The organism is Albibacillus kandeliae (genome assembly GCF_003116585.1).
In the GTDB taxonomy this organism is placed as follows: domain Bacteria; phylum Pseudomonadota; class Alphaproteobacteria; order Rhodobacterales; family Rhodobacteraceae; genus Albibacillus; species Albibacillus kandeliae.
In genome coordinates this window covers 192,317-209,544 of sequence record NZ_QEHM01000007.1, presented here as the reverse complement: position 1 = coordinate 209,544, position 17,228 = coordinate 192,317, and the positions used below count along the sequence as shown (strand labels likewise).

General features: G+C 64.7%; 14 protein-coding genes and 1 pseudogene. 9 read left to right on the top strand and 6 right to left on the bottom strand.

Annotation, left to right across the window (positions count from 1 at the left end; genetic code table 11):
* Positions 1-21: 21 nt before the first annotated feature.
* The 5 genes from DDT93_RS16830 to DDT93_RS16810 are packed head-to-tail and all read left to right on the top strand — an operon-like array spanning position 22 to position 4,850.
* Positions 22-540, top strand: coding sequence for an acyltransferase (locus DDT93_RS16830; protein ID WP_109467029.1), 519 nt, complete (start codon positions 22-24; stop codon positions 538-540).
* Positions 537-1,556: a Gfo/Idh/MocA family protein gene (locus DDT93_RS16825; protein WP_109467028.1), complete on the top strand. Its 1,020-nt coding sequence runs from the start codon at positions 537-539 to the stop codon at positions 1,554-1,556. The genes DDT93_RS16830 and DDT93_RS16825 overlap by 4 nt, the downstream gene beginning before the upstream one ends.
* On the top strand, positions 1,553-2,680 hold the full coding sequence (locus DDT93_RS16820; RefSeq protein ID WP_109467027.1) for a DegT/DnrJ/EryC1/StrS family aminotransferase: 1,128 nt from the start codon (positions 1,553-1,555) through the stop codon (positions 2,678-2,680). Before DDT93_RS16825 ends, DDT93_RS16820 begins: the two co-directional genes overlap by 4 nt.
* Complete coding sequence (locus DDT93_RS16815; RefSeq protein ID WP_109467026.1) at positions 2,677-3,675, top strand: NAD-dependent epimerase/dehydratase family protein; 999 nt, start codon at positions 2,677-2,679, stop codon at positions 3,673-3,675. The genes DDT93_RS16820 and DDT93_RS16815 overlap by 4 nt, the downstream gene beginning before the upstream one ends.
* Positions 3,675-4,850, top strand: a complete 1,176-nt coding sequence (locus tag DDT93_RS16810; protein WP_109467025.1) for a DegT/DnrJ/EryC1/StrS family aminotransferase — start codon at positions 3,675-3,677, stop codon at positions 4,848-4,850. Before DDT93_RS16815 ends, DDT93_RS16810 begins: the two co-directional genes overlap by 1 nt.
* Before the next feature lie 12 nt (positions 4,851-4,862).
* Here DDT93_RS16810 and DDT93_RS16805 read toward each other — a convergent pair whose 3' ends face one another.
* Entirely contained in the window at positions 4,863-5,498 is a 636-nt protein-coding gene (locus DDT93_RS16805; RefSeq protein WP_232825486.1) for an acetyltransferase, read from the bottom strand.
* Positions 5,499-6,037: 539 nt separating this feature from the next.
* Here DDT93_RS16805 and DDT93_RS16800 point away from each other — a divergent pair.
* The gene (locus DDT93_RS16800; protein WP_232825485.1) at positions 6,038-6,817 is read left to right on the top strand and encodes a response regulator transcription factor; all 780 of its coding nucleotides are present in this window, start codon (positions 6,038-6,040) and stop codon (positions 6,815-6,817) included.
* A gap of 524 nt (positions 6,818-7,341) precedes the next feature.
* Here DDT93_RS16800 and DDT93_RS27170 read toward each other — a convergent pair.
* The 5 genes and pseudogenes from DDT93_RS27170 to DDT93_RS16775 form a co-directional block, all read right to left on the bottom strand.
* Positions 7,342-8,283, bottom strand: a pseudogene (locus DDT93_RS27170) (oligosaccharide flippase family protein); the annotation flags it as partial.
* A 48-nt stretch (positions 8,284-8,331) separates the two neighbouring features.
* On the bottom strand, positions 8,332-9,558 hold the full coding sequence (locus DDT93_RS16790) for a glycosyltransferase family 4 protein (protein WP_109467023.1): 1,227 nt from the start codon (positions 9,556-9,558) through the stop codon (positions 8,332-8,334).
* Positions 9,555-10,604 (bottom strand): UDP-glucuronic acid decarboxylase family protein, encoded by a 1,050-nt coding sequence (locus DDT93_RS16785; protein ID WP_109467022.1) that lies wholly within the window; start codon positions 10,602-10,604, stop codon positions 9,555-9,557. The genes DDT93_RS16790 and DDT93_RS16785 overlap by 4 nt, the downstream gene beginning before the upstream one ends.
* A gap of 59 nt (positions 10,605-10,663) precedes the next feature.
* Positions 10,664-12,049 carry a sugar transferase gene (locus DDT93_RS16780; RefSeq protein WP_109467021.1) on the bottom strand — a complete coding sequence of 462 codons (1,386 nt, stop codon included), beginning with the start codon at positions 12,047-12,049 and terminating at the stop codon, positions 10,664-10,666.
* Positions 12,050-12,312: 263 nt separating this feature from the next.
* Positions 12,313-13,611: an O-antigen ligase family protein gene (locus DDT93_RS16775; protein ID WP_109467020.1), complete on the bottom strand. Its 1,299-nt coding sequence runs from the start codon at positions 13,609-13,611 to the stop codon at positions 12,313-12,315.
* Positions 13,612-13,957: 346 nt separating this feature from the next.
* Here DDT93_RS16775 and DDT93_RS16770 point away from each other — a divergent pair, with 346 nt between their 5' ends.
* From DDT93_RS16770 to DDT93_RS16760, 3 genes are read left to right on the top strand one after another with little or no spacing between them, the layout of a single operon-like run.
* Complete coding sequence (locus DDT93_RS16770; protein ID WP_157960207.1) at positions 13,958-15,106, top strand: polysaccharide biosynthesis/export family protein; 1,149 nt, start codon at positions 13,958-13,960, stop codon at positions 15,104-15,106.
* Positions 15,103-16,056, top strand: coding sequence for a glycosyltransferase (locus DDT93_RS16765; RefSeq protein ID WP_109467018.1), 954 nt, complete (start codon positions 15,103-15,105; stop codon positions 16,054-16,056). Before DDT93_RS16770 ends, DDT93_RS16765 begins: the two co-directional genes overlap by 4 nt.
* On the top strand, positions 16,053-17,174 hold the full coding sequence (locus tag DDT93_RS16760; RefSeq protein ID WP_109467017.1) for a glycosyltransferase family 4 protein: 1,122 nt from the start codon (positions 16,053-16,055) through the stop codon (positions 17,172-17,174). Before DDT93_RS16765 ends, DDT93_RS16760 begins: the two co-directional genes overlap by 4 nt.
* Positions 17,175-17,228: the final 54 nt, after the last annotated feature.

Genomic DNA, 17,228 nt, shown 5'->3' with positions numbered 1-17,228 from the left:
GGCCGAAGGGAGACAGGGACATTGCCCATCGCGAATTGCCAGATCGCGCCAGATGCGCGCGTCGTACAGCCTGACCTGACAAACCTCTACGGCTGCACCATCGGCGCCGGTACCCGCGTGGGCGCCTTCGTCGAGATCCAGGCCGGGTGCATCGTCGGGGCCCGCTGCAAGATTTCATCGCACAGCTTCCTCTGCGAAGGCGTCACGATCGAGGACGAGGTCTTCATCGGTCACGGCGTGATGTTCACCAACGACCGTTATCCCGCCAGCACCAACCCGGACGGCTCGATGATGAGCGCGGGCGACTGGTCGTGCGAGCCGACCCACGTCGGTCGGCGGGCCTCCATCGGCACCAACGCAACCGTGCTCCCCGGGCTGAAGATCGGCACCGGCGCGCTGGTTGGCGCAGGCGCGGTGGTGACCCGCGACGTGCCGGACCATGCCATCGTCGCCGGGGTTCCCGCCCGCGTCGTCGGCTACACCCGCAACGACATAGGGTCCGACAACGGCCCCCTGCGGCAAGTAGGAGAACTCTCATGATCGGTGTAGGCATCGCAGGCTACGGATACTGGGGGCCCAATCTGGCCCGGGCCGTGGCCGAAAGTGGCATCGCCCGCGTTGAGATGATTGCCGACGCATCCCCCGCGGCCTGTCAGCGCGCCGCGATCCGCCACCCATCGGCGCGCATCACCGAGGATTTCGCCGAACTTCTGCGCGACGGCAAGGTCGACGCGATCATGATCGCGACGCCGGTCCACACCCACTTTCCGCTGGCGCTCGAGGCGCTGTGCGCCGGCAAGCACGTGCTGGTCGAGAAGCCGATGACCCAGACCGTGCCGCAAGCGGTGCAACTGGTCGACGAGGCGCGGCGCCGTGGCCTGACCCTCATGGTGGATCACACCTTCGTCTACACGCCTGCCGTCCAGACCATCTCGCGTCTGGTGCGCGAGGGCGACCTTGGCGAGATCTACTACTATGACTCGACCCGGGTGAACCTTGGCCTGTTCCAGCGCGACGTGAACGTGATCTGGGACCTCGCCGTTCATGACTTCGCGATCATGGATCATCTTCTTGACCAGCAACCCGTCGCCATCTCGGCGAGCGCGGCGGGCTTTCTCTCCGGCAGCCCAGAAAACATGGCGCATGTCACCGTTCACTACAGCGGCGGGACGATGGCGAACCTGAACGTCAACTGGCTCGCCCCCGTCAAGATCCGGCAGACCCTGATCGGCGGCAGCCGCAAGATGCTGGTCTACGATGACATGGAAACCAGCGAAAAGCTGAAGATCTACGACCGGGGGGCAACCTGCAACGGCAACCCCTACGAACACCTGGTCTCCTATCGGCTGGGCGACATGTACGCCCCGGCGCTGTCCAGCAAGGAAGCGCTGCTGAGCGAGGTCGAGGAATTCGTTCGCGCCATCGACACCGGAACCGCCCCGCTCACCGATGGGGAAGGTGGCCTCCGGGTGGTCGAAATGCTCGCCGCCGCCGCCCGCTCGACCCAGCAGCGGGGCCATCCCATCGACCTTATCACCCGGAAGGAAGCATCATGATCCCATATCTCGATCTCGGGCGGCAATACGCGACCATCGCCTCGGATGTCGAAGCGGCTGTTCTCGCGACCCTGCGCAGCGGCCACTACATCCTCGGCGAGCCGGTCGAGTGCTTCGAGGCGAACTTCGCAGCCTTCTGCGGCACGAAGCATGCGATCGCGGTCAGCACCGGCACCGCCGCGCTGCACCTTGCGCTGCTCGCAGCCGGCGTCGGCCCGGGCGACGAGGTGATCACGGTGCCCACCACCTTTGCGGCCACCGTGGCCGCCGTCCTCTACTGCGGCGCGACCCCCGTGCTGGTCGACATCGACCCCGACACCTGGACCATGGACGCCGAGCAATGCGCCCGCGCCGTGACATCGCGGACCAAAGTCATTCTGCCGGTCCATTTCCAGGGCCGCCTCGCCGACATGACCGCGCTCGACCAGATCGCCTTTGCCAATCGCCTGACCCTGATCGAGGATGCGGCACAGGCGCATGGAGCCCGACGCAACGGGATCCGGGCGGGCGCCTTCGGCCAGATGGGCTGTTTCAGCTTCTACCCCGGAAAGAACCTTGGCGCTGCGGGAGAAGGTGGCGCCATCACCACCGACAACCCCGAACTGGCGGCGCGGCTTCGTGCCCTCCGGGACTGGGGCCAGTACGAACGCTCGATCCACGCACTGCGCGGCTACAACTACCGGATGGACTCGATCCAGGGCGCGGTTCTCGACGTGAAACTCAAACACCTCGACGCCTGGACTGCGGCCCGCCGCAAGGTCGCCCGCGCCTATGATCATGGCCTGCTGCCGCATATTCCGCGCCCGGCCCCGACCAGCGGCGAGGATCACGTCTACCACATCTACGCGATCGCCAGCGATGACCGCGACAGGATGCGCCAGGAACTGGGCGAGATGGGGGTGGCAACGAATGCCCACTATCCCCTGCCCGTCCATCTCCAGCCTGCCTACGCGGGCATCGCCAACGGCAAGGGAAGTTTCCCCTTCGCCGAGGCCTATGCCGCGCGCACGCTCTCTCTGCCGATCTTCCCGGAACTGACCGAGGCCGAGATCGCGCAGGTCGTGGCTGCCGTAAACGCCCTTGCGGAGCGATCCGATGTGGCCAGCGAGAGGGCTTTCGCATGACGATCCAGACCAATCTCGGCGGGGCGCGGGTCCTCGTCACCGGCGGTAGCGGGTTCGTCGGGTCCCATATCGTGGATCAGCTCCTGGAATCCGGGGTCGAACATGTCGCCGTGGTCGACAACATGGTGCGGGGCCGACCGCAAAACCTTGCCAGCGCCATGTCCTCGGGACGGGTGACGCTGCATACTACGGATATCCGCAACCGCGACGTCATGCCCCGGCTGATCGCCGACAGCGACATCGTCTTTCATCAGGCCGCCCTGCGGATCACCCACTGCGCCTCTGAACCGGACGAGGCGATTTCGGTCATGGTGCAGGCTACCTATGATCTGCTGCAGGATTGCGTGCGCAGTCAGGTGCAGAAGGTCATCATGGCCTCGTCGGCCTCGATCTATGGACTTGCCCCGCATTTCCCGACGCCCGAGACCGATCCGCCCTATGACAACCGCACCCTCTATGGCGCGGCGAAGAGCTTTGGCGAAGGATTGTTGCGTTCCTTCAATGACATGTACGGGCTCGACTACGTGGCGCTGCGCTACTTCAACGTCTACGGGCCGAACATGGATCTTCACGGCAAGTATACCGAGGTGATGGTGCGCTGGATGGAACGCCTCGCCGCCGGGCTGCGACCGGTGGTCTTCGGTGACGGATTGCAGACGCTGGACCTGATCCACGTCCGCGACGTGGCGCGGGCCAATATCCTCGCAGCGCGGAGCACCGCGACGGACCGCGTCTACAATGTCGGATCGCAGACCGAAACCTCGCTGCTCGAACTCGCGCATTTGCTGGCCCGCACCATGGGCCGCAGCGACCTCACGCCCGAACATGCGCCCGAGCGCAACGTCAATCCGGTGCCGCGTCGGTTGGCCGATTGCGCCTCGGCGGCACGCGACCTCGGCTTTACCGCCGAAATCGGGCCCGAGGAGGGCATGGCGGATCTCGTCGAATGGTGGCTGGCAGCCCAGGCGAAACCAGAGTTGCAGGACGTCGTGTAATGATACCAATTGCCAAGCCCCTTCTCGGCCTCGAGGAAGCCATTGCCGCCAGCAGGGTGGTGATGTCGGGCTGGGTGTCCCAGGGCCCACAGGTTGCCGCCTTCGAGTCGGAGTTTGCTGCCTTCACCGGCGCCGACCATGCCTGCGCGGTTTCGAACTGCACCACTGCACTGCATCTCGCCCTGCTAGCGGTCGGTGTCGGACCGGGCGACGAAGTCATCACCGTCAGCCATTCCTTCATCGCCGGGGCCAACGCCATTCGCCAATGCGGCGCGGTCCCGGTCTTCGTCGACATCGAGCCGGACGGTTTCAACATCGACCCGACCCGCGTGGCCGAAGCGCTGAGCAGCCGGACAACGGCCATCCTCTGCGTTCACCAGATGGGGATGCCCTGCAATGTCCCCGCGATCCTTGAGATCGCCAAGGGCTTTGGCGTGCCCGTGATCGAGGACGCCGCCTGCGCGATCGGTTCGGAAATCCTGACCGGCGGCGCGTGGCAGCGGATCGGGCGACCCTTGGGCGATGTCGTCTGCTTCTCGTTCCATCCGCGCAAGGTGATCACGACCGGCGAAGGCGGCATGCTGACGACGAACCGGCCGGAGCTCGACCAGATGTTCCGGCTGCTGCGTCAGCACGGCATGTCGGTGTCGGACACCGCACGACACGACAGCGCCGCGGTGATCTTCGAAAGCTATCCGGTGCGCGGCTACAATTACCGTATGACCGATATTCAGGCGTCCATCGGGCGCGAACAGCTCAAGCGCCTGCCCAAGATCATCTCCAACCGGCGAACGCTGGCCGACCGCTATCGGGTTGCTCTCGCTGACATTAAGGGCGCCACCCCGCCAAGCGAGCCGGAATGGGCGCGCTCGAATTGGCAGAGCTATCCTGTCCTGCTGTCGGATCACTTCGACCAGAAGGACGTGATGCAATCGATGCTCGATCAGGGTGTCGCAACGCGGCGCGGGATCATGAACATGCACCAGGAACCGGCGCAGGCCGACGTGCCGCTGCCCTTCCCGCTGCCCCACACCGAGGCGGCGCGTGACCATACGATCCTGCTGCCGATCTTCGCGCAGATGTCCGCGGAAGAGCAGGTCGACGTACTGACCGCCTTGTCAGACGCCCTGTCCGATCTCAATGGAAGCGGCAGGTTGCACCTCGTGCACTCCTGACAGTCAACCCGGCTAGTCCCGTCTGTTCACGGGACGCGCCGGGTTGCCCGCCACGACGGCCCCGGCCGGCACATCCCGCACCACGACCGATCCCATCCCGACCAGGGCGCCTTCGCCGATGGTGATCCCGTCGCGGATCGCGCTGCCGCTGCCGATGTAGCAGCTCTCGCCCACCTGAACGCCACCGGCGAGGATTACGCCCGTCCCGACGAGCGAGTAATCCCCGATATTGACATCGTGGTGAATTACACTGCGTGGGAGAGTCAGCACATGGTTTCCAATTCGTGCATTAGATGTCACCAGAACTCCGGAGTAAATCACCGCGCCAAGCCCAAGCTCGGCAAACCGGGAAACCGACGCATCCGGATGGACAAAGGTCGCATATCTCTTCGATTGTACCGCTACCCCATCGATAAGTCGTTTGCGTACGCGAAAGCTCCTGGTCGAGCCGATCAGGCAAAGGAACTCGGCGTTCGGATAGTCGGTCGCCCGGGACAGCGGAAAGATCGGGACGCCTTCGAAGCTGGTCCCCTGATGCTGCTCCCCGTCATCGAGGATCGCGGGCACCTCGTAGGCCGCGGTCAGCGCCTCGATGATCTCGACGCAGTTGCCGCTCATGCCGATCGGAACGAGAGTCTGTCGCTTCACTTTCAACTCCTGAGATTCTAAGCTTTATATTTAAAAATATATTATTCCTATTGGCGATTCTTTTAGATTCGAGACTCAGTCAGATTATCCATCACGACCGCGTGAACCTGTAAGGCAGTTCGTCCGACTCATGACTTTTATTATGACACGCCGCACAAACTATAACCAAAGATGATGCGGCAGCGACGGATGGCCTACCCCTAAAGAATTACTAAATCACCTTTCCGTCACCCGTACGACCATATTCCTCATGAACTGTCGAATTTTGTTACCTTTCAAAGGGCGAGAGTGTATGATCAAGGGCAGTATTGCCGCGAAAATTGAACGGTGAACGCCCGCCACCTCTTCCGTTCCGCCTTTGGCGACAATCGGTGGCAAAAGCAGAAACATGAATGTGCGATTCATCATATTACGCACCGATCATGTCGAGTGAATATTGTTATAATTTAAATTTCAATTACAGGCAGCAGGGGCGAATTAAATACTTCGCCGGGATCAATAAAGGGACATTAATAAGTTAATCATAGGATTGTCAGAACATGAAACATAGCCAGTTGGATAGTTACAGGGAACTTGAAAAAGCGGACGACGAAATTAATTCCGCATTGCATCGCCTTGAGGGCGAAGGTGCTCCCTCCGCGCCCGAAATCATCAGCATGATTTTCGGCAATCCATTCGAAATCGCAGTGCTCGGTTCACTTCTCCATCACATCTTCCCCGACGCGCAGATCCGTCGTTTCGAGAGCTCCACGGACTGGGAGAACGAAAAGTCGGACGCATCGAACATCGAGATCGTGCTCTACAACCTGGGTGATCGCCGGATCTCGGATCCGGACGTGAAGACCGAGGTCCAGGGGTTCATCAAGGACGCCGGCTCGCGGCAGGTCATCCTGATCTCGCGCAGCGGCGACTCCCTCGCGGTCTTCCACGCGATCGACTGCGGCGCCTCCAGCTTCATCCCGCCCAACGCCGGCGTTGATGAGCTGGTCGAGGCCCTCTGCGCACCGGCGTCCAAGTGCGTCGTGATCCCGAGAAGCAGCATCCCCTCCATGCTCGAAGCGCTCGGCGACCGTCCGGAGCGCAAGCCCGGGCTCGAACGCTTCTTCACCGAACGGCAGCTTGCCGTTGCGCGCGCGCTCCAGCGCGGCGATGCCAACAAGATCATCGCCTACGATCTCGGCCTGTGCGAAAGCACCGTCAAGGTCCACATCCGCAACATCATGCGCAAGCTGAAGGCAACGAACAGGACCCAGGCGGCCTTTCGTCTGAACGAGCTGGCCAACGGCAGCGACGACATCGAGGTTCTGCCCGAAGACTGACATCACGGAATGCCGATGCCACCCCGACGGCGCACTCCCCTCGCCAGAAGGCGCGGCATCGGCAGACGCGACATCTCGGAGGCCAGCGGATGCGATGTCATCGCTAGGCTGGCGCCCCAACCCACAGCCGCGCCGACCGCCCCCAGGATCGTAACCGGCCAGGACAGTTCAGCCCCGAACGCCAGAACAAGAGCCCCCGGCACCAAGCCGGTGCACAGGGTGACGACAGCGCTGCGAGAGACGATCACCGCCAGGTCCTTCCACGCAAACTGCACCGCCCGGTGGATGCAGATCAGCGTCATCCCGATGTAGACCGCATTGGCCGGGATCATGGCCCAGGCAACGGCCTGCAATCCGAAACGGCTCGCCACGAGGACGATCAGCATGGACACCGGCAACGCCAACAGGCTGATCAGCGCTAGATCGCGCACCCGGTTCATCGCCACCAGCACGGGAAAGGTCAGAAACACCGGGGCCAGCACCATCGCCGCGATCGCGACGACCCGAACCAGGGGAATGACGCCCAGCCACTGCGGCCCGAGCAGCAGCCGAACGATCGGATCCGCCAGCAGCGCAAGACAGATGAGGGCAGGCCATTGCAGCACCGTTATCAATGCGATGCCGTGCAGGTAATGCCCCGCCAGCCCCTGGTTCGACCGGACCTGCGAGGAGAACGCGGGCAAGACAACGGGTTGCACCGCGCTCAGGAACAGCTTGTCGGGCATCTGCGATAGCGACACCGCCCGGGTGAACAGTCCTACCGCGTTGAACCCCAGCACCTTGCCAAGGATCAGCCGCGGCATCGCATCGAAGAGCATGCCCAACAGCGTGACAACGGTCGTCCAGGCGCCGAAGGGCAACAGGGTGCGCCAATGGCGCAAGGTCGGGCGGAAAATCCACCACTCGGGGCGGCAGATCAACGCCCCCGCCGCCATCACGCAGGCCGCGACCACGGACCCCCATGCAAAGCTGAAGGCGCCGTAGCCCAACATGGCAAGGCCGATCGTCACCAGCGCGTTCGCCAGCGCGGCGGCCACGCTGATCCGGGCCACCGCCGCAAAATTCATGTCGCGCCGGAGCAGGGCCAACAGCGGGTTGCTAAGCGGTGCGACAAGAAAGGCCAGCGCCGCGATCCGGATGAGATCGGCCAGTTCGGACATCCCGTAGAGCCGGGCGGCAAGGTCGGCCCCTAACACGATGAACAGCCCGAGTGTCAGCGAAATCAACCCGATGAGCGTAACAGCGCTGCGCACCAGCTCGGGCTGCAATTCCTTCGCCTGGATCAGGAAGGCCGCGACTCCAAAGTCGCGCACGGCCTCGAGCAGGATCACGAGGCTGCTCGCCACGACAAACAGGCCCACCTCGGAGGGTGTCATCAGCCGCGAGACAACGGCCATTGTCACCAGAGCAAGGACAAAGCCGGTGGACTTGTCGAGGAAGGAGAAGGCGATGGAACGTCGAAACATGGATCGCTGCCTATTGAACGGATACGCGAGACGACCTTTCCGCTGGCGTCATGGTCTCAGGGGGTCGGCGTCGAAATGCTGGGGCACCGGCGGGACGATCTCATCGCGTGAGGCCACGCGGAACCGTCGCTGCCGGAGGTACCAATAGCTGAGCCGCGCGGTATCCCAGGCGCGCGTGACCGGCGCCGCACGGGTCTCGGCAGCCTGGCGGCAAAACCGCGCGAACCCCTCGGCGACCGGTTCAAGGCCATGATGCGACACCACGAAGTGACGGCCGAACTCCCCGAGTTCCGCGCGCAGGTCCGCGTCGACGGCAAGCTCGCGAATGGCCGTACTCAGCGCGCTGTCGTCGCCGTCGCCGTGACCGTACATGCCTGTCCTTAGGAACAGCGGCGACGAGCGCGGAGAGAAAACCCGCGCAAACCCGTTCTCGCCCAGCACGATGACCGGCTTGGCATGGGCCAGCCCGCGCAGGGAGGATCCGCCCATGCCCAGCAGGATATCAGCCGCCGCATAGGCCGGCCGCGGATCTTCCATCGCGCCGACCAGCACCACCGCGTTGCGGCCAAGGTGTCCGTTGACCTCGTCGGCAAGCGCCTGCAGTTGCGGGCGTGCTTCGCCATCGCCGACGACCGCCAGTTTCAGCGGCAACGTCTCGCCGAGGTCGCGCAGGACCCGGATCGTGCGGACAAGGCTTTCCGATTTCATGACGGTCGCAAGGCGTGACACGGACACCAGCAACAACTCGTCAGCGCCAACGCCTACCCGCTCGCGAAAGGACTGCCCATCAACCACGCCCGGCGCATTGGCGGTCACGTCGACGGGCGGCAGCAGCAACTCCGCTTTCGTCCAGCCCGCCCGCCGGGCTTGTGTCAGCAGATCGCGGAAGCCGAAGGTGGTGGGGATTTTTCTCGGCATCGCGTGGGTCAGGCTCATCATCATGTCGGTGATAACCAGTGGAACTCCGGACACGAGGTGGAGGCCAAGGTAGGCCTCCAACCCCTGCCACCAGTCCCAGGCGTGAACGAGATCCGGCTTTACCTCCTTCGCCACCCGTCGAAGTTCGCGCATCCGGTGAGGGGAGGGATGGAACCTCGCATCAGGAGCCGGGATGAAGGCGAGCCCCCTCGCCTTCAGGACCGGGAGGGCCGGACCCGGAGTCGCGTGCACCACGACATCCATCCCGTGGGCGTCCCGCAGCTGCGCCGCAAGTTCGATGGCGTTGATCTGCGTTCCGCCCAGTTCCAGCCGATGCGCGAACACCAGCAGCTTCATATGCGCGCCCCGTCACCGTTCCTGCCGATGATGTGCATCGGGGCCGCCGGGATCCCGGTGTCGCCGGCATCCATGAGTTCGAGGTGAATCCGGGTCTGCCGTCCGGACAGGTGGGCGTCGAAGTACTTGATCGTGCGCTCCAGCCCGACGCGCAGGGCGATTTCCGGCTTCCACTTCAGCATGTCCGTCGCCCGCGAGATGTCCGGCTTGCGCTGCAGCGGGTCGTCCCCCGGGAGGGCCCGGAACTCGACCCGAGATCTCGAACCGGTCAGCTGAACCACCAGTTCCGCCAGTTCGAGGATCGTCAGCTCGGTCGGATTCCCGAGGTTCACCGGCTGCGGCACACTGTCATCGCAGGACATCAGCGCGCGGAACCCGCGGATCAGGTCGTCGACATAGCAGAACGAGCGGGTCTGCGAGCCATCACCGTAGAGCGTCAGCGGCTCGCCCTTCAGCGCCTGCACCACGAAGTTCGACACCACGCGCCCGTCGTTCTCGCTCATACGCGGACCGTAGGTGTTGAAGATCCGCGCCATGCGGATCTGCACGTTGTACTGGCGATGATAGTCGAAGAACAGCGTCTCGGCGCAGCGCTTGCCCTCGTCATAGCAAGAGCGCGGACCGTTCGGGTTCACGTTGCCCCAGTAGCCCTCGGTCTGCGGATGGATGTGCGGATCGCCGTAGACCTCGCTGGTCGAGGCCTGGAAGATCCGCGACTTGGTCCGCCGCGCCAGACCCAGCATGTTGATCGCGCCCATCACGCTGGTCTTGACCGTCTTCACCGGATCGGACTGGTAATGCACCGGCGAGGCCGGGCAGGCGAGGTTCCAGATCTCGTCGACCTCGACATAGAGCGGCACGGTGATGTCATGGCGCATCAGCTCAAAGCGCGGATGACCCAGCAGATGCTCGATGTTGCGGCGGGACCCGGTCTGGAAATTGTCCACGCACAGCACGTCGTGGCCATCGGCAAGCAGGCTTTCGCAGAGATAGGAGCCGAGAAACCCGGAGCCTCCGGTGACCAGGGTTCGCTTGGTATTGGGCATTGTCCATCCTTTCCGGTTATGGGCCCGCGATCTTCGGGCGGAGTCGAAGTCGAGAGCCTTCAGTACGCGCCCTTGCCGCCGATCACGGCCGCGAAGGTACGCAGGAAGATTGAGAGGTCGCCCCAGAAGGAGCGCCCGGCGATGTAGTAGTCATCAAGCTGCTGCTGGCCGGCGATATCCGCAGTGCTGCGTTCCGATATCTGCCAGAGCCCGGTCAGCCCCGGGACCACCGAGGCCCGATGCGCGCGGAACTCCGGCGACATGGCCAGAAGGTGGTACTCGGGAAAGGGGCGCGGACCGACAAAGCTCATTTCGCCCCGAACGATGTTCAACAGTTGCGGCAACTCATCAAGGCTGGTTGCCCTCAGGAACTTGCCGATCACCGGCAGGATCCGGGGATCCTTGCGCAGCTTGAAGTGCTCCTCCCACTCGGCGCGAGCGTCTTCATCCTTGGCCAGCACCTCGGCGAGCATCTTCTCGGCGTCGCGGTACATAGTGCGCAGCTTGAACACCCCGATGCGCCGCCCGCCCTGCCCCTCGCGGGGCTGGACGAAAAAGGCCGGACCGGGGTCGGCCACCCGGATCAGTAGCGCGGCGATCAGCAGGATCGGGGCCGCGACCAGCATGGCGGGAACCGAAAGGACGAGGTCGAAGGATCGCTTGATCACGGCCTGCGCCGGTCCGTCGTGAACAGGAGAGAGCCGCAGGCCGATTTGCCCGCCATGTTCCGTCGGGTGCACACCGGACACGCGCAGGCGCGGCAGGTCAGACACGAGGATGATCTCGTCGTGACGCCTGCGCAGCGAGGCGAGCGTCGCCGGATCGGGCAGCGCCCGGTCAGCCCAGAGCAGGCAACGCGCGGCATACGCCTCTTCGGCCAGCCGCAATCCCATCTCCGGGTGCGAGCGGAGAAACGACTCCACCTCCTGAACGATAGCGGGGTTCCCGGCCAACCGGACCGGGACGCCCCAGATGCCGAGCGTGGACAACAGCCTGCGTACGATCAGGGTGACCACCGCCTGCAGGGCGATCACCGCCGGAAGACTGAAGCACAGGGTGACCAGGGGCATCACGCCGCCCACCGACAGGAACAGCGCCGCCGCGATGGCAACGAGGCAGGCCCCGAGCCAGGCACTGGCGCCCTTGCGCAGGCGCGCCTCGTGATAGAGACCGAAGCCGGGATAGGCGCCAAGGGCGGCCTTGATGACGATCTGAACCGCGCAGGCGAACACCAGCAGCCGAATGGCATTCGACGTGGTCTCGCTGCCCGTCACCAGCAGCTGCACAAGCTCGACCACCAACGCGACGGCAGCGACGTCGCCCGCGATCAGCGCGGCCATCGAAACGATCCGGGAACCCGACGCGCGGACAGGCGACAGCGGCGCAGCCAATGGGCCGTCGACCTCGGTGTCGCTCCACGGACGGGGCTGGAAAGAGGAATTCATGCCGCTACCGTCCCTGTCAGGCGCGCCGGGCTGGTGCTGAATTTCATAGTGAAACTTCCCACTTTCGGTCCCTTTCCGAAACTTCTTCCCCCAGACGGTGGCCGCAGCAGCCGAAGCGAGGTAGTTGTCTGAACGGTTGTCGGCCCTGTCCAAAGGGTGCAGCCCCGATCTGCGCCATCGCTCCCCCACATCCGTTCGTTGGGTCGCCCCCGGGTCAGCGTGATCGAACGAACGGGCCACTGACCCTCGTGCCATCGGGAATGTCAGGCCGCGGCCTGTTGCAGCCGCAAATGGGCCGGGACCCGACCCTTCAGTTCCGCATGTCTCAGCGAAAGGGTCAGCACAGCCGTCGCGAAGAGGACCCACATCAGGTCGTTCTGCATGAGGAAGGTACTTTCGGACAGGTTCATCGCAAGGGACGCACCAATGGTGGCAACGCACCACAACCAGCCCTGCCGGGGTTCGGCGCTGCAGAGGTCGGTGCCCTGCCGCAGTGCCCTCACGGTGACGAGTCCGAAAAGGACCAGCCCGACGGAACCGACCCCAAGCAGGAGATCGCGATAGCCGTTGTGCGCATGCGGCGCCTGCCACCCCGAGACCTCCCAGATCCGCCAGGCGACCGGGTTCGCCTCGGACCAGAAAACGCCGTAGCCATAGCCAAGCAGCGGTCGATGCACGATCTCCGGGTCGACAAGGTGCCAGAGCGGAACCCGCCCTGTCAGCGTCGCATCCTTGCCGAGGAACTCGAGCAGGGGCAGCAAGCCGATGAACAGAGCCGAAAAGACGGCAATCGCCGTGACCAGCAGAGCGAGTTTGACCGTGATCCGCGCCATGCCCTGCTTTCGCGTGATGGCGCGCACCGAGAGAAAGACGGACCAGCCGAACATGGCCGAGAGCAGACCCGTGGCCGAAGTAGACAGCGCCACCGCGACGGACCCGATCCCGAGCATGGCCCATCCCGCCTGTCGGATACCCCGCATGGTGTCGTGCTGCGCCGCCAGCCCCAGCATGACGGTATAGCTCGCCACCCAGCCCAGCACGTTCTTGTGCAGGAAGATTCCCCGCAGCGCATGATCGTCGGGCATATAGGCAAGGTGCGGCAAGGCCACCGCCGCGATGAGGCTTAGCAAGGTGGCGCCACCAAGAACCGGTATCAGAAGGAGAATCTGCTGTCGCGGCGTGAACCGTGTCGCCATCAGGTAGGCCACCCCCATCGACAGGAGCAGGGCCACCGAACGGCGCAGGGTGATGGTCTGGCTGATCGACCAGAAGGCCGAGACAAGCGGCAACAGGATCAGCAACAGCATCGGCACATTGCGCCGCAGGGCCACACCCATCAGCGCGGGCCGGCGGATCAGCAGGACGACCGTCAGGGCATAGATCGGCAGGCTGAGGCGGCGCAGCGAGCCGCGGTCGCCATCGGTGAGGATGCCCGCAGGTCCGGCCTGCAACAGCGGGAAGAGGGCCCCGGAAAACAGGAACAGCGCGGCCCCGACGCAGAACCACTCGATCCAGCGCAGGCCGTGTCTTCCCGAGGTCGGTCTGGACGTCACTCCGGTCATGTCCCTTTCAGCCGCAGATGTCTCGGCTCGATGAAACCCCCGGCAGAAGGGCTTTGAAATGTCCCGGATCGGCCTGCGGCTCCATCATTCGGATAATCCGGCGGGTCATGCCTCCGCCGCATGGGGGAGCCTCGGGCCGCGGTTTGACCGAACGAACACGTTCACCGGCTGGCGCCTCGGAGTGATCCTTTGATTGCCGTCGGCAGGAGGCAGGGGGCAGATCAATCGACAGGGCACCATGTCGCGGACACCGAAGATAGTTACCTCGTTTCGGGCTTCTTTACTTGCCTGCATGACCGCCACCTTGCTGTTGGCGGTGCCATCCACCCTCTTTGCAGGAACGACAGTGGAGCGCGGCGACGTGCTGCGTGTCGACGTGATCAATGCCCCGGAATTCTCCCGCGTGGCGCCGGTCGATGTGGACGGGCGCATCGCGCTTCCCCTGCTCGGAACCATCACCGTCGCGGGCAGCGACGTGGACACCATCCGCGACCGCATCACCGAGATTTTCGTAGACCGCTCGGTGCTGGTCGCGCCGGTGATCCTGGTCGAGGTCGCCTCCTACCGCCGAGTCTATGTCGGTGGCAGTGTCGGGGCCGCCGGATCGCTTGATTTCGTGCCCGGCCTCACCGTGCGGCAGGCGGTCATCGCGGCAGGCGGCAGCCGTCTGCCCCAGGCCGAGGGCAAGACCACCGCCGAGGCCACCCTCGCCTCACTGGCCGAACGCCGGGCCCTGACCTTCCGGCTAGCGCAGGCAAGCGCCCGCATCGTGCGGCTGAACGCGGAACTCGCGGGCGAGCCGTCGATGGGCCAGGCGGACGCGGACTCGCTGGCGCCGCCCGCCATTCTGGCCGACACCATGCAGGCCGAGGCGGCGCTGCTTACCGACATTCGCCAGCGACAGGATGACCGGAAGGAATACACCGGCAAGCTGCTGCGCATGCTGTCCTCCGAACTCGACACCCTCCTCGAACAGGTCAAGCTGCAAGAGAGCGAGGCCGACCTGCAGCAGTCCGAGATAAATGACGTGCGCCAACTGGTCGAACGCGGACTGACACCCCGCACACGCCTGCAGGAACTCCTGCGCGAGAAATCGCAGCTGACCCGCGACCGGCTGGAAACCTCCGCCTTCGCCGCCCGTGCCCGGCAACAGTCAGAGGCCGCGCGCTACGAGTATGCCGAGGAACAGGCGAAACGGCGCGAGGCGCTCAGGCTCGAGCTGCAGACGGCGGTTCAGGACCGCGCCGCGCTTGAGGCCTCCATCGAGGCGCTCGACCTGCGGCTTCAGGCCAGTGGCGTGACACCCTCGCGGCAGGCGCCGGTCATGCGCGTGACTGTCCACCGCCGGACCGGTGCCGAAACCAGCACCTTCGACGTCGAGATGGACGAACCCCTGCAACCCGGTGATGTCGTTGACGTTGCCTTCGAGGTTCCCCTGCTGCGCTCCTCCGACCAGACAACTCAGGCCGAGCGGAGCACCGGGGGGCGCCCATGACCCGATCGCCGGATATCAGCGTCGTCATCAACAACTACAATTACGGACAGTTCGTCGGCCAGGCGATCGAGTCGGCGCTCGACCAGAAGGACGTGAAGGCCGAGGTTATCGTGGTGGACGACGGCTCCACCGACGACTCGGGCGACGTCATTCGCGGTTTCGGCAGTGCGGTGCGCGCGCATTTCCAGCCGAACGGTGGACAGGCCCGCGCAATCAACAGCGGCGTGGCAATGGCCGAGGCCCCGATACTGGCCTTTCTCGATGCCGACGACTGGTTTCTGCCGGGCAAGCTGCTCTCCGTCCTCGACGCGTTCGACAGCTCCCCAAAGGCGGGGATCGTCTATCACCGTCTGCAGCCCGTCTATTCCGACGGCTCGCCCGCCTTTTCGGCCATCCCCCGGTCGCTCTGTCAGGGCGACCTTGGCCCGCGTCTCCAGCGCAGCGGCGGCCGTTGGCCCTTTCCCATGACCAGCTCGCTCGCGGTCCGCCAGTCGCTTTGGCGCAACGCGGGCAACATACCCGGAGACTTCAGCATTTCCGCCGATGCTTGGATCACCGGTATCCTGCCGATGATCTCTCCCGTGGTCGCGCTGCCCCGGCCGCTGGCCTGCTATCGCATCCACAACAACGCGTGGTTCCGCGCGCAGGATGACGCCGGGATGCTGGCGCGTCGCATGGCGCACTGGGAGCACACCGTCAGGATCACCAACACCTTCCTCGCGTCCCGCCAGATGCGCGGAAGGGTCAGGTTGCGCGACCATTTCGACTATCAGGTCGCCGCCGCCCGGCTGGGCCGCCCCGGCGCGCTGCGTCCGCTTGAACTCGCGCGACTCGGACTGCTCGATGCGGGTGAGCCCAATGTGCTGCGCCGCCTGCGCGCCATCCTCGGCGCGATGGCCGCGCTCCGCCAGGACCGGACTGAAACAGCGGGGCAGGTCGACACATCATGAGGGTTGTTCTGCTCAACTCGGAACCGATCGACTACACGATCGCCTTTGCCAACGGGCTGGCCTCCCACGTCGAAACCACCGCCATCCTGCCCAAGTCCCGCTACGAGAGCCTGAGCGACTGGATCGACCCCCGTGTCCGGGTCGAACTGCTGGATTGGCCGCGCACCCGCAGCCTGAGGAACCCGGCCTTCCTGACCTGCCTGACTCGCCGGATCCGGGCCCTCCGGCCCGATATCCTCCACGTGCTGAGCAATACCACGCTCTGGCTCAATGCCGCCGTGCCCTTCTGGTCTCCTCCCACGCTGGTGACCACGGTCCACGACGTGGCCGTGCACCCCGGCGACCGCGAGACGACGCAGCTTCCGGGTTGGGGCGCGCGGATGTTCGCGCGGCAATCGGATCACCTGATCGTTCACGGTGAAACGCTGCGCTCCGCCGCCGCAGGTGCCTTTGGCAAACCCGCCACGCAGGTCCATGTCCTGCCGCACCCGGCGATCCGCCGCTATGCCGACCTTGCCGGTTACCTGGGCATGACCCGCCGACGCCCGGCGGACGAGTTCGTGGTTCTGCTGTTCGGCCGGATCTTCGCCTACAAGGGGCTTCAGACGCTGCTCCGCGCCGAGGCGCTGGTGGGCGATGCGCTGCCCAACCTCCGGGTCGTGATTGCCGGGCGCGGGGACGACCCCCAAATGGCTGCGCACCTCATGGGCGACCCTGCCCGATACGACATCCGGCGCGGCTTCATCGAGGATCGCGAGACCGCACAACTCTTCACCGACGCCGATCTCGTCGTCCTGCCCTACGACGAGGCCTCGCAAAGCGGTGTGCTGCACGTGGCGACCACCTTCGGAAAGCCCGTGGTGGTCACCGATGTCGGTGAACTGCGGGCGACGGTCGAACCTAACGGCCTGGGGCTGGTGGTTCCTCCGCGCGACCCCGAGGCCCTGGCCCGCGCGCTGGTACAACTGGGCAAGAATCCGGAACTGCGCGCCCGGCTGGGAAAGAACGCGCTCGACTGGTCGGAAGGTCAGAACGCCCCCTGCACGATCGGTGCATCGGCAACGGCACTTTACAACGAGATGATCAATCGGCGGCGGGCCACTCACCCAAAAGGATAAGTCGGTCAACCAAGGGCGCAGATTGCCTGCCGGGCGCCGTGGCTTCGTAATGGG